The organism is Nocardia sp. NPDC004260, from assembly GCF_053603155.1.
In genome coordinates, this window is sequence record NZ_JBSGEZ010000041.1 from 34964 (window position 1) to 49470 (window position 14507).

At 65.1% G+C, this 14507-nt stretch carries 4 protein-coding genes; 2 read left to right on the forward strand and 2 right to left on the reverse strand.

The annotated features are described in order from the left end of the window. Positions 1–241 precede the first annotated feature (241 nt). Positions 242–8737, forward strand: a complete 8496-nt coding sequence (locus ACWEO7_RS23245; RefSeq protein WP_452426056.1) for an amino acid adenylation domain-containing protein — start codon at positions 242–244, stop codon at positions 8735–8737. A 117-nt stretch (positions 8738–8854) separates the two neighbouring features. On the opposite strand, the gene ACWEO7_RS23250 is transcribed toward ACWEO7_RS23245, so the two are convergent. Beyond that, positions 8855–10204 (reverse strand): FAD-binding oxidoreductase, encoded by a 1350-nt coding sequence (locus tag ACWEO7_RS23250; protein WP_452426058.1) that lies wholly within the window; start codon positions 10202–10204, stop codon positions 8855–8857. A 714-nt stretch (positions 10205–10918) separates the two neighbouring features. Here ACWEO7_RS23250 and ACWEO7_RS23255 point away from each other — a divergent pair. Beyond that, positions 10919–11803, forward strand: coding sequence for a hypothetical protein (locus ACWEO7_RS23255; protein WP_452426059.1), 885 nt, complete (start codon positions 10919–10921; stop codon positions 11801–11803). A gap of 1162 nt (positions 11804–12965) precedes the next feature. Here ACWEO7_RS23255 and ACWEO7_RS23260 read toward each other — a convergent pair. Continuing rightward, entirely contained in the window at positions 12966–14207 is a 1242-nt protein-coding gene (locus tag ACWEO7_RS23260) for a lipase family protein (protein WP_452426061.1), read from the reverse strand. Between the last annotated feature and the right edge of the window lie 300 nt (positions 14208–14507).

The following is a 14507-nucleotide window of genomic DNA, read 5'->3' on the forward strand; positions in this document are numbered from 1 at the left end:
ACATCGCGGACTGCGGCCGATGCGCCGACGGAACCTCTGTCGGCGCGGACGCCGTCCTGAGCCTGGCTCAGATCGGGTGCCGCTGTGCGATAAACGCGCGATCTCGTTCAGTTTGCGGAGGGGTGCCGATTCAGCCCTGGCGTGCGCCGTGTCAACGGAGATGCAAGGAATACGACATCCGTAGTACTTGATCGTGACGAATTGCCCGAGCGGCTACACCGGTCAGAATAAAGGTCTTGTCATGCAACAGTCTTTCGCTCGACCGATCGCTACCGGCAATGGGCTGCCCGACGGAGCCTTCCCGCTTTCGGCGGCGCAACGCGGAATTTGGTTCGCCCAGCACGTGGCAGGCGATGTCCCGATCTCTATTGCCCAGTACGTCGACCTGGTGGGAGCTATCGAGCTCGACCTGCTCGCCCCGGCAGCGCGCCAAGCCGGGCGCGAGTTCGGCACCGGGTATCTGCGCCTGATAGAAAGCGACGGTTATCCGTTCCAGTGCGTCGACACCACGCTCGACGATAGTGCACGCGTTGTCGACTTCCGAGGTGAGCGCGATCCCGCGGGCGCAGCTCATGCCTGGATGCGCCGCGAATATTCGGCGCCCCTCGATCTGATGAACGATCGGCTGGCCTGTGTCGTCATGCTGCGGATCGCCGACGACCGCTGGTTCTGCTACTGGCGGATGCATCACATCGCGCTGGACGGCATGGGGGTCTCGGCCATGGCGCGACGCACCGGCGAGCTCTACACCGCGGCGATCGAGGGGAGGCCGCCCCCTGCCGCACAGGCCGAGGACCTGAGGAAGATCGTCGATGCCGATCAGGAGTACCGCAGCTCCGACCGTTTCGCGGCCGACCGCGAGTATTGGCTTCGGCACCTGGACGGGATCGCCGACCCGGTGAGTCTGGCGGGCCGTACCGCCGAAGTGGACGCGCATCCCAGACGTGTGGAGGCGGCGCTGACGCAGGAAACGGCTGCGTTGCTGGCGATGGTCGCGAAGGCGGCGTCGTCCGGTGTGGCGCCTACGGTGGTCGCAACCTTCGGCGCCTATCTGGCTGCGATCACCGGCGCTCCAGAGGTGGTCTTGAGCCTGCCGGTCTCTGCGCGCACGACGGCGACGATGCGGCGCTCCGGCGGCATGATCGCCAACGTCGTCCCGGTGCGACTGAGCTTGCAGCCGACCACGACCGTCGGTGAACTGATCCGGGCAGCACAGGCTGAGCTGACCGGCGCGCTGCGGCGGCAGCGCTACCGCCAAGAGGACATCTTCCGCGACCTCGGTTGGCCGATGGACGAGGTAGCGACCTTCGGTCCGTCGGTGAATTTGATGATGCTGGACACCAGGGTTCAACTCGGTGCGGTCACCGGACGAGCGCATGTGCTGACGGCCGGGCTGATCGACGACCTTTACGTCAATCTGTATCCGGGCGTTGGGGGCGAGAGCACCCACATCGACTTCCAGGGCAACGCGAACCTGTACAGCGATACCGAATTGATCACTCACCACAGCCGATTTCTGCGGTTCCTGCGCAGGTTCCTCACCGCTGGACCGGACGCGGCACTGTCCACGATTCCCGTCGTACCCGATAACGAGCTCGCCGAACTCGCACCGGCACGCGGACCGACGGGCGTCGCGCCGCGCACGCTCCCCGAAATTCTCGCCGCGGGTGCGGGAATCGACCCCGAAGCGATCGCTGTCCACAGCGGGTCGGCTCGGCTGACCTACCGCCAGGTGGACGAATACACCAACCGGCTGGCACGCATTTTGATCGCCGGCGGTGTCGGGCCGGAACGCGGTGTGGCGATCTCGATTCCGCGCTCGATCGATTCCGTGCTCGCGATGCTCGCCGTGGCCAAGACAGGCGCCGCATTCGTGCCGATCGACCCGACCTACCCTTCCGACCGGATCGAGCACATGGTCGACGACAGCGGCGTCGGCATCGGCCTTACCGTAACGACCGCGCGAAGTCTGCTTCCGAATCGGGTGACCTGGCTGATCCTCGACGAGGACGAGACCGGCCGGGACATCGCGGAGCAAAGTGCGGCTGCGGTCGACGATACGGTGCGGCACGCTGCGGTGCTCTTGGATCAGGTCGCCTACATGATCTACACGTCGGGGTCGACCGGATTGCCCAAAGGCGTGATGGTCACACACCGGGGCTTGGCGAACCTGGTCGCAAACTCCGCGCAGGGTTTCGGTGTCGCCGCGGATTCCGTGATGGCACATGTTATTTCGCCGAGCTTCGATATTTCGGTCGAAGAGATCCTGGTCAGCTTCGCCGCCGGTGCGACGCTCGTCGTTGTTCCGCCATCGGCGTACGGCGGTGAAGAGATGGCGGCGGTTCTGCGCGCGGAAGGGGTGTCCCACCTGGACGCCACACCGGCGGTCGTGGGAACCCTCGACCCGGCGACACTACCCAGCCTGCGCACTGTCGTTGTCGGTGGTGAGAGCTGCCCAGGCGAGTTGGTGTCCAGGTGGTCCGGTCGTGCTGTGCTCAATGGGTACGGGCCCACCGAGACCACGGTCACGGCGACGTTGAGCGACGCGTTGAGACCCGCTGGGCCGGTCACGATCGGAAGTCCGGCTCGCGGTTTCTCAGCGGTCGTGCTCGATTCCTGGTTGCGGCCGGTGGCTCCCGGGACGATCGGGGAGCTCTACCTCGCCGGGGCGGGTGTGGCGCGCGGCTATCATCAGCGTAGCGGCCTCACTGCCTGCCGATTCGTAGCGAACCCTTACGCGTGCGGCGAGCGGATGTACCGCACCGGAGACTTGGCTCGCTGGACCAAGAGTTCCGGGAGATTGGAGCTGGATCATCAGGGTCGCAGCGACTTTCAGGTGAAGGTGCGCGGCTTCCGTATCGAGCTCGGCGAAATCGACGCCGTTCTGCGACAGCACCCCGGCGTCGACTTCGTGGTTACCCTCGGCAAGGAGACCGACTCGGGTTCCACCGCGCTGGTGTCGTACGTGCTGCCCGAACCGGGTGTCGAGGTCTCTGTGGACGCGTTGAAAGCGGCTGCGGACAAGGCGCTTCCGGCCTACATGGTGCCCGCCGCGGTGGTAATACTGGACAGTCTTCCGCTGACACCGCTGGGCAAGGTGGATCGCACGGCACTGCCAGAACCAGAGTTCGGCTCGGACGCGCCTGTGGGCAGACCACCTTCGACGCCACGGGAGCAGGCGCTGGCCGCGCTGTTCGCCGAGGTTCTCGGGATGGATTCGGTGGCCGTCGACGCGAGCTTCTTCGCACTCGGTGGCGACAGTATCTCGGCCATTCAACTGGTCTCGAAGGCGAAGTCCGCCGGAATCGGCTTCAGCGCACGAGATGTATTCGAGCGCAAGACCGTTGCCGCTCTCGCAACGGTGGCCACCGAGGCGCACACTCCGGTGGCACGCGAGCTGCCCGGCGGTGGCGTCGGCGCCGTCGACCTCACACCGATCGTGCACGCGATGCTCGACCAAGGACAGACCTGGCGCAGGCTCGGCCAGGCGGTCTTGGTCGGTCTACCGGCCGACGTGGACCACACACGATTGGTCGAGGCCGTGCAAGTGCTTCTCGACCATCACGATCTACTGCGCTCCTCGATGCGAAACACCGATCACGGCTGGGAATGGGTTGTCGCGCCAGCCGGTGCGGTCGAGGCAGGCACCTTGGTGGACATCGTGAGCGCCGATCGCGATGGCGATCCGACGTTCGATGACGAATTGCAAGCTGCCGCGGACCTGCTCGATCCGGAGACCGGAGTCGTCGCGCGCTTCGTGCTGATCGAACGAGCGGATGCTCCTTCCTTGTGCTGGATCGTGCTGCATCACCTGGTGATCGACGCGGTGTCGTGGCGCACCCTGCTGCCGGATCTGGCGACCGCGGCCATGGGCCTCGCCCTGGCTCCGGTTGGTACCTCGTTTCGGCGTTGGGCGCACGGACAACTCGAGCATGCGGCAGGCCGGAGCGCCGAACTGTCGGTCTGGCAGAACATTTTGGCGACGCCCGATCCGCCGATCGGCACGGGTGCGTGGGACCCGGCGCTCGACATCGCCGCCACGGCGGGGACTTTCCGGACCACCGTCGTTGCGGACGTCGCGAACTCGGTACTCACCACGGTGCCGGACCTTTTCCACTGCGGTGCCGACGATGTGCTGCTGACCGCCCTCGCGATGGCGGCATGCCGCTGGCGTGATCGAAGGTCATTGCTTCTCAGCATGGAGGGCCACGGACGCACGGAGGCCGTTCTGCCCGGCGCCGATGTCGCGCGCACCGTGGGCTGGTTCACCACGGTCCATCCGATCGCCATCGATCTGACGGGCATCGACCTCGCAGACGCTTTCACCGGTGGCCCCGCGGCGGGCGCCGCGATCAAGAACACGAAGCAACAGTTACGCGCGGTGCCCGACAAGGGTGTCGGCTTCGGCATGCTCCGGTATCTGAACGCCGACACCAAGAATGCGCTCGTGGACGCGCCGACCCCGCAGATCAGCTTCAACTATTTGGGCCGGGTGCCGACCGACAGCGAGGCCGGGGCCTGGTTGCCGCAACGCTTCGCGGCAACGCGGGACGAGCGAGCGCCGCTGGCCGCAGTCGTCGATATCAATGCCGCCCTGACCGACGCCGGGCTGGAAGTGACGTGGGCATACGCAGCTCGGCTGCTCGAGGCCGTAGACGTCGAAGAGTTCGCCGATCTCTGGGCAGCCGCGCTGCGGGCACTGGTCGATCACAGCGGCAGCCCAGGAGCCGGAGGACACACTCCTTGCGACTTCGACCTCGTCGCGGTGACGCAGGCACAGATCGACGCCTGGGATCGCACCTATCCGACGCTCACCGATGTCTGGCCGCTGTCACCACTGCAACATGGCCTGCTCTTCCATGCGCTGTACGATCCCGAAGGCGCCGACGTCTATACGGTGCAGTCGCTACTCACGCTGACCGGCACCGTCGACACCGCGCGACTACGCTGCGCTGCGCAGACGCTGGTCGCACGGCACGACATCCTGCGGGTCGCGTTCGTGGAGACCGATGAAGGGCCCCGCCAACTCCTCGTCACCGACGCCGACATCTGCTGGCGGGAGATCGACCTGACCGGAATCGCCGAAGCCGAGCAACGACAGCGAGAACTCGACCGGGTGATCGCCCTGGACGCGGGCAGCCGGTTCGAATTGACCCGCCCGCCGCTCGTGCGCTGCACGCTCGTGCGTACCGCTCCCGCGCAGTACCGGTTCGTGCTGACCAACCATCACCTTGTGCTGGACGGCTGGTCGACGGCGCTGCTGCTGCGGGAATTACTCATGCTCTATGCCACTGCGGGCGACACCTCCGCGCTGCCGCCCGCGCACTCCTACCGCGAATTCCTCTCCTGGCTGCGCCAGCAGGATCATGCTGCCTCGACCGCCGCGTGGGCACAGTACTTGGCAGGTATCGACATCCCGACACGGGCGGTCTCGATATCGACCGGTACGGAGGCGACAGGGACCGGGACGGTGTCCGCCGACCTGTCCCAGGACATGGTCGCACGTCTGCAAATGGCCGCGCGCGATTCGGGCACCACGGCGAACACGATAGTGCAGGCTGGTTGGGCGATGCTGCTAGCCGTGCTGACCGGCCGATCCGACGTGGTATTCGGTGCGACGGTGTCGGGCAGGCCACCGGAGCTGGCCGGTGTCGAAGAATCGGTCGGTCTTTTCATCAATACGCTGCCGGTGCGCGTACGGTTCGATCCCGCGGAGCGGGTCGCCGACCTACTGGCTCGCATGCAGAGTGAACAGGCACGGCTGATGGATCATCAGCAAGTCGGGCTCGCTGCGATTCACAAGACGGTGGGCTTGGCCGAATTGTTCGATACGCTCACCGTTTTCGAGTCGTACCCGCTCGACCGAGGCGCGTTGTCGATGCTGCCGGACATCGCGGGCATGCGGGTAGTCGACATCGAGGGCACCGATGCCACGCCGTATCCGTTGAATCTCATGGTGGTTCCGCTGCCCGGCAGCGACGGGCAGGCCATGCTGCGCATCAGCGTGAAGTACCACGCCGACCAGTTCGCGCCGGAGACAGCGCGCCTACTATTGGATCGCTTGGTCCGGCTCCTGACTCAACTCGTAGGCGACCTACAGGCAGTAGTGTCCGAGCTACAGTGCTGCGACGACGCGGAGCGCGCCGCGCTGCTGCCGGTGCGTGGACCGGCGTCGATGCCGCCGCGAACACTGCCCGAAATTCTCTGTGCCGGAGCAGGGATCGACCACAGTGCCATCGCTGTTCGCGCGGGCGAGATAACGATGTCCTATGGTGAGCTCGACGCCTCGTCCAATCGTCTTGCCCGCGTCCTACTGCGCCGAGGCGTGCGGCCGGAAATGTGCGTCGTGCTTGCTCTCGGTCGATCGCTGGAATCGGTGGTGGCGGTGTGGGCCGTCGCCAAGACCGGCGCGGCGTTCGTATCGCTCGATCCTTGCTATCCGATCGAGCGGATCGAGCACATCCTGGCCGACTCGAAGGCGGCGATCGGCGTGACGGTGACCCACGAGACGCTGCCGGGAACCATCGACTGGCTGCTGCTCGATGATTTCGATACGCGCCGCCGCGTCGAGATGGTCTCCGCAGCACCGATCACCGACGCGGAGCGCGGGAGTCCCATTCGCATCGACCACGCGGCGTACCTGATCTACACCTCGGGTTCCACCGGCGAACCCAAGGCTGTGCTGGTCAGCCATCGCGGGCTCGCGAATCTGGTGGCCGCCTTGACCGACTCACTGGAGTTGGATCCGGCGGCCGGCGTGCTGCATGTGGCGTCACCGAGCTTCGACGCGTCGATCTTCGAACTGCTGACAGCACATGGCGCGGGCGGCGAACTCGTGATCGCGCCGCCTGACGTATGTGCGGGCGGAGAGCTGGATCGACTGCTGCGCGCCGAACGGGTCACCCATGCGTCGATCACGCCGTCGGTACTGGCCACGATGGATCCTGACGGACTCGATGACCTGCGGGTGCTCGCTGTGGGGGGCGAGCCCGCGGGGGCTGAACTGATCGAGCGGTGGTCGACCGAGCGTCGGATGGTGAACCTGTACGGTCCGACAGAGTTCAGCACTTGGGCGACCTGTCACCGCGATCTCGCCGCGGCAGCCCCGATCACCATCGGCGGGCCGATCCGCGGCGCCGCGACCATGGTGCTCGACACCTGGTTGCGTCCGGTGCCGGTCGGCGTCGCCGGTGAACTGTACCTGGCCGGTCCCGCGCTCGCCCGCGGCTATTTCGGCCGTTTCGAGTCGACCGCGACACACTTCGTCGCCGATCCCTACGGCCAGCCGGGGGAGCGGATGTACCGCACCGGAGACATGGCGCGATGGGTCATCGGGACCGACCATACATACGAGCTGGAGTTCTTGGGCCGCAACGACTTCCAGGTGAAGATTCACGGCCTACGGATCGAACTCGGCGAGATCGATTCCGTGCTGTGCCGCGATGAACAGGTCGAGTACGCGGTGACGATGGGCCGAGCCGGGCCGACGGGGGCGACCGTATTGGTGTCGTATGTGCTGCCTGCCGATGGTATCGCGGTCGACGTCGCGCACCTGCGTATGGTCGCGACCGCTGCCCTGCCCGCGTACATGGTCCCTTCCGTATTCGTCGTGCTCGATACGATTCCGCTCAACGCGGTGGGCAAGCTCGATCGGAATGCCTTGCCGACACCTGAATTCACGGACGGGCAGACCGAGTACCGACCACCCTCGACACCGACCGAAGCAATTCTCGCCGACATCTGCGCGGAGCTGCTCGGTGTCGACAAAGTCGGCGCCGACGATTCCTTCTTCGTTCTCGGCGGCGACAGTATCCTCGCTCTCCAGCTGGTATCCAGGGCCGAGCGGCGGGGCGTCCACTGCACGCCGTTTCAGGTGTTCCAGCACCGCACCATCGCCGCATTGGCCGCGGCCGCCGGGCGCATGGCCGATGAGCTGCCGCCAGTCGACGCCGGAGCTATGCTGGACGTCGTGTGGCCGATCCGGCTCGACGGCAGCGAACCCGCGCTGTTCTGCGTGTCCCCGTCCTCCGGAGTCGCCTGGCCCTACTCGGGATTCGCGGATGTGCTGTCGCAGGGCAGGCCGATCTATGGGCTACAGGCACCGGGCCTGGGCGGCGGCGAAGCGCTGGCGCGATCGATCGAAGAGTTGGTCGACCGGTACATCCACGAAATCCGTATCCTGCAGCCGACGGGTCCCTACCACCTGCTCGGGTGGTCGTTCGGCGGGCTCGTCGCGCACGCGATCGCCGCGAAGTTGAGGAACGCCGGTGAGCATGTAGGACTTCTTGCGCTACTCGACACGGACTCCGCGGACATCGATGGTGACAGCATCGAGCAGCTTTCTGCTGGCGGCTTCGTCAGTACTTTCGGCCCGATGTTGGGTATTCGTGGTGTGCCCGCCGATGCGTCCGCGGAAGATGCCGCCGATCTGATTCGTACCCAGCTGGGCGGTGTTTCGCCGATCGACGCGGAGACGATCGAGCGTCTGACGCGGTGGTACAACATAGTGGCACACATCAGAACCGGATATCAGCGTCCCGTATTCGACGGGGACGCAGTGTATTTCAGTGCGACCGTCGACGCTCCCGACAGCTCGGGCCCCGGTGGATGGCAACCCTACGTGACCGGCGAGATCGTCGATCACGATATCGGAGTCACCCACGACGAACTGACCGCGCGCCACGTGTTGCCGATCATCGCGCGCGTACTCGACGAGCATTTTGCCGGTCGAAGATGAACCACCAGGACAGGCCGGCATGTCACGGCAGCTCGCGGAGACAGGTTGGGTGAGGTCGAAGCCTGCCGAGATGTCGTGTAGGTCCGGGTCCGCGGAACAGCCATGACTGACTGTCGATCAGTGTGACGCAGGCGGGATGCTCTGCTCGTACTGGAAAACGTTGTGAGGGTCGTACTTCGCTTTGATCCTGCGCAGCCGCTCGAAGTGCTCTCTGCCCCAGTAGGCGGTTCCCCACTCTTGCATTCCGACGTTCGGGACGTTGACGTAGGCGCCGTCCGCGTAGGGCCGCAGCGCCTGGCTGAACTCAGCGGTCCAGGCCTGGGCCTGCGAGGTCAGCGGGTCGCTGACGCCTGGTTGTATTGAACGAGTCCCCCAGCCCGCGCCGATCTCACCGTAGAAGAGCGCGTCGCGATGCGCGAACGCCGTGCCGCCGGGGGGTTCTGTCTTGATCGCCCCACCGAAGGCATCGACGAAGTAGTTGCTCTCCTCTGTCGGAGCGTTTCGCATGAAGTCGCCGATGATGTCGACCGCCTTCTTCGGGAACGGCTCTTTGACGAACTGCGAGAAGAACTTCCAGTTCGCGGGCTCTTGCGGGAGCGGGACCTGGGCTCCCGCGAAAATATCGCCCCAGTTGCCGACCTGCACCGTGACATCGGGCGTGCCGACCGACAGGATCGCAGCCAGCATCTCTGTGGCCTGTGCCGCCGCCCCCTCCACAAGCCACGCGGACAGCAGGATCTGGGACTTGTGGACTTCGAGCTCGGATCCCAGACGGCTGTCGGCGGACGGTAACGTTCGCTGCCACGCCTCGAAGACCCCGTAGAGGTCCCCGAGTCCATCCCATGTCGCCTGCACATTGGCCAGACGTTCGAGCGGATACACCTTGTAGGTGAGTTGGGTGACGATCCCGAAGTTGCCGTTGCCCGCGCCGCGAAGCGCCCAGAGCAGGTCCGAGTGGTTCTGCGAGTCCGCGTTGATCACCTCGGCGCAGTCGTCACCCGACGCGACGACGACCTCGGCCGCCATCAGGCTGTCGCAGGCCATGCCGAGCCAGCGGTTGAGCGGCCCGAGGCCACCGCCGAGCGTCGCACCGCACGCGCTTACGCTGCCCTCGCTTCCGGTTGTGATCGCAAAATTCTGCTTCGCGAGCGTCGTCACCGCTTCCAACTGGTTCAGCCCGGCGCCGACCGTCGCGAGACAAGCGCCAGGGTCGATCCGGACGGACTTCAGCCGGCTGACGTCGATCACGATGCCGTTGTCGACGTTCGACCAGCCCTCGAGGGCGTGGCGGCCGCTGCGTACCCGCAACGCGATGTTGTGCTGCCGCGCCCACGTCAGGGCGTTCACCACGTCCTGGGTGTCCTGCGCGAAGACGATGACCAGCGGATAGTGGGAAAAGAGCTGGTCCCAGCCGAGTCGATCCTCCGTATACGACACGTCACCGGGTCGGACGATGTGGCCGGTCAACGTCGCGGGCGGGCATCCCGGGCGTTTTCGCGGGGCGCTTGCGTTTGCAGTATCCGTATCTGCGGCTGTGAGGCCCGAAACAACGACTGCTCCTACGCCAGCGGCTGTCGACGTCCTGAGCAGGTCACGGCGAGAAAGATCACTCAAGTCCAGGTCCTCTCGATCGGGCTATGCCAATACCGGGCTCCACTCTTACCCGCCAACCGCCGGGCAGTCCTTCGTGGTCGATTCCCGAACGGTAACGGGGTGACGTGGCGGTGTGTCCCGACACGCCAATCGAGGACGATCACAACCGCCCGAAGGCGTCACTAACTGCCGAACCCCTGCCAGCCTATTAACGGATTCAGGCGGCGGAATTCGCGGTACAGCTTTTGGCGGCTCTCCCTTGCCGCCTCGGATGCGGCCAGCTGGCTACCGTCCGCTACGGGTCGCGACCTCCGGCGCGGGCCTCGGATCCGCCTCTGGCTCGGGCCCGTAGCCACAAGGCGCCATCGATAATGTGTCCGGTTCCGGCGGTGGATCAAGCTGCGGTTGTTCCCCTGACTGTGCTGTATTCCGGCACCCATCGTTCCTCCGCTCACGGTGCCCCAATGGATATCTCGGTGATCTTAAGATTCGGATCACGGCCGTGTCGGTTACGCGCGTCCCCTTGGCGTGTTACTCAGCGTCCAGAGACGGAGCTGCCCGGCAGGCGTGGCTCATTAGGCTGGCTGGGTGGAGTTCACAACAGATTTCGAGCGTGGTGGGTGGCTGCTGGCGCGCGTCGGCGAACACGGGGTCGGCGGCGTCGCTGGTACCGGCTTCGAGGCTTATGCGCGGATCCTGCACCCGGTCGAGGCGACCCGCCGCGATGCCACGGTCACCGACGAGTGGGGTAATCCCGAGATCGTGGAAGAGGCGATGTGGCCGTGGGCCGAGGTCGCCGTGCGCAACGGGAGAGTGATGCATCCGCTGGTGCAGTGGCGCAACCTCACCGACAATGAGGACGAAGCGGCGATGTCGTTCGATGACGGCTGGAAAGTCGGCCAGACCGTCGAGGGGTGGTTCGACCCGAGCCTGCTGGCCGCGCTCACAGTCCACCTTCGCGCAGCCACCGAGGCACCGGAAGAGGTGACGGCTGGAGTGTGGAATGGATTCGGCGAGCTGAACGCATCCTCGGGTACGGTATTCGTCGCGTCCACCGACGGCGATCCACAGAACCTCGAGCGCGAGCGAGCTCGAATCGACGACGAGCTGGCAGCCTCTGTCGCGCCACAGGTCAGACGAGCGGTCCGGACAGGGCCTTTCCTACAGTGGCCGGGACGCGACTTCATGCTGTTCGACACCAGTCTCTCCGAACTCGCCGACCCCAGCTGGGTGCATGCGGCGGGCCTGGGGTGGACGACCGACTTCCCCGGAGTGACGCCACAGCTGCTCTGGCCCGCCGACCACGCATGGGTCGTGGCCAGCGAGATCGACTTCGACTCCACGATCGTCGCCGGCTCACGGGCTCTGATCGACGCGGTTGTGGCCGACGACCGTTTCGAGGCCTTCGAGGTCGCCGAGCAGTCGGATCTGAGCTGGTACGGCGACACGATCAACTCCGCGCCGAAGGACTGAGATGTCGGCGAGAGCTCGACCAGGGCGTGCGAACGAGGTGCACAACGATTTCACGAACAGGGCGGCGGCACTCCGGGAGTGGGCGGCCGCATGCCTCACGACGGCTCAGTAGTCCACGCGAGGAGCAGTGACCGGACGGCGATCGAAGATCGCACCCACGCCGACACCCACGGTCCACTTGCCGAGCATCCGACCTCCGCGCGCCCAGCCGGGGGCAAGAAGGTGTCGGTGAGCTGGAATATGTTGTTGTGCAAGCGAACCTTACGCTGGGCCCGCCCAGGAGGGAGGTGGCGACCCCAGCGTGCGTAGCTGTCCTCTGCGCTATCGCGAGCCTCGCAGCAGGTCTGGAGACGGCAGGCATGGTAGATCCGACCTACTCGTATGTTCCTGAAACGGCGTTCACACGTGTCGTGGTGTGTCGCGGGGTTGGGCCTGGCGGGTGGTGTCGGCCAGCCATCCGCCAGACCCAACACCTCCAGTCTGGAGAACATTCGTTCTCAGACGCCGAGAGTTTGCAGGAGTTTGCGGGTTCAAAAAGTTCACAGCTTTTCGACGCCGATTCCTCGGGCTCAGTCCCAGGGAGTCGACCCGGTCCGTGATCCCAGGCTGCGAGTGTTCTTGCTGGGACGGACGGGATACCGACCTTGGCCGCATATGCGTGTGGTTGCTCGGTGAAGGCATGTTTGGTGGTCACCACGGCCGCCACGTCGGCGCCGTGCCTGGTGCGTGCGGTTCCGCCGAACCGCTGTACGTCTAGTTCGGTCGTTCCGTATCGCTGACGTACAACACAATTCGACGGTGGCCACCCCGACGCAATCCCGAAGTGGTGGACGCCGACCGCGCTCGTGCCGCAGTGTCGGATCGAACTCTCCTGTACCGCAGACATAGTCGAACTGTGATTCCCCAATGCGACCAGGTCGCCGATCGCAAACGGATTCGTCCTGGCCCTGATCGTCGAATGGCTCGAATCATTGGGAGACCCAAGCTAGTCGTGGCGGCCGACTGCCGAGGCAGACGCTGGACCTCGGCGACTGACAGCATCCTGTAGTCGCCGAGACTGCCTGCCCGGAATCGACCGCCACGCCCTGCCCCGTTGCAGCGCTTTCGCGCTGTACCGGATCGAAGCTCGCGTGCCACCGAGTGCGAGGCACGGGGCATCAGTTCATGCGGGGGTGGGGTTGAACTCGGCGGTGACGCGGTCCACGAAGTTCTTGGCTTCGGGGCTGTCGTGGTCGGTGGGCAACTCCACGGGCTGTCCGTTGAGCGGGACGGTCGCCGGCCGATGGTTCGCCAGTACCTTTCCGGCACCGTCGCCGAGCGGTAGACCGGCCAAGGCGGAGACGCGGTTCATCACGGCGTCGGTGCCGACCGGCGGGAGGGCTACGACGCCCTGCGGCCATTGCACGCCTCCGAGTTCGAAGAACTCGTGGTAGCCGCCTATGTGCTGGTACCCGACCTGTGCAAAGTACAAATCATCCGGCGTCGAGCCTTGCGTTTGATTGATCTCATTGTTGAACGTGCCGTGGAAGACGCCGCTGGTGGGGTCGAAGTGTGCGTATTGGCCTGATACGGATGCCTGTATCTTGAGCACTTCGAACAGAACCTGCATACCACCGGGAGCAGGCTGGTTGTTCTTGGAGTAGAGAGCCTTGGCGCCATCGATATCGGGCGGGTTCCACATGTGCGGGACGACGTCGAGGTCGTTGGCGTAGCGCCGTACTCGTTGCAGGCGTTGGGTGGTGTAGTTGACGAATTCCTGATTGCAGAAACTCGGTCCGGCGGTCGAGAGCACACTGATCCTGGCTTTTTCGGAATTGTCCCAAAGCCACTGGGTGTCGCGCAGGAACAGCGCGAACGTGAGTGACAGGGCACCGCCGAGGCTGTGGCCGGTGACGGTCAGGTCGATCGCCTTGTCGCCGAGCGAGCTCAGGAACTCGGGCAACGTGTGACCGGCGCCGGGACGCTGGCCTGAGGGTTTGATACCGAGGAGGGTTTTCACCCCGATGGCGGTGCCGATCGTATGCCACGCGGCATTATTCGCGAACCACGGCGTCTGGAGAATGAAGGAGTCCTCGACGAGCCAGTCGAACACCAGTGCGTCGGTGCTGCCGGCCATCGCGATCACGTACCGGGAGCGATCCTCGGTGCTTCGCACCATGTACAAGGCGTTGACCGCGTACAAGTCGGTGTCGAACAGCGCGACTCCCGGACCCCAGACGATCTCCCACCCTCCGATGACGTCCCGGTTGGTGTCGAGATACTGCTGGATCTTCTGAGAGAGGGTGTCCTCCAGGTCGCCGTCTTCTTTGCTGATGCTGTTGACCAGATTCGCGTACTCGCACAGCTGATATGTGATCTTGTCTTGCAGAGACGGCTCATTGATCGTCGTGGATTGTGCAGTCATGTACCGCTCCTTACCGTATGGGTTTCATCCGAAACAGAGAGGAGAAAGCGGTGACGCGAATTCACACGCCGCGTCCGCATCGGGGACAGAACATCCCGGACCGGTAGCTGTGTATAGGAGTCTAGACGATCCACCACACATGCGGGCGAATAACCTGCCTGCCCAGGATTTGACGCTCGCCCGCCGACGGGAGGCCGGTCCGCGCGGTCACGAGGGACGCTGGTAGCCGTCCATTGGAGCTCTCGCACGAATACGCGGATCTGCATCTGCCACCGTTCCGGCGCGCGCAAGGTGGAAGTT

Coding starts and splice junctions, on each gene's coding strand:
- ACWEO7_RS23245 (WP_452426056.1), top strand. CDS start 242: ATGCAACAGTCTTTCGCTCGACCGATCGCTACCGGCAATGGGCTGCCC.
- ACWEO7_RS23260 (WP_452426061.1), bottom strand. CDS start 14,207: ATGACTGCACAATCCACGACGATCAATGAGCCGTCTCTGCAAGACAAG.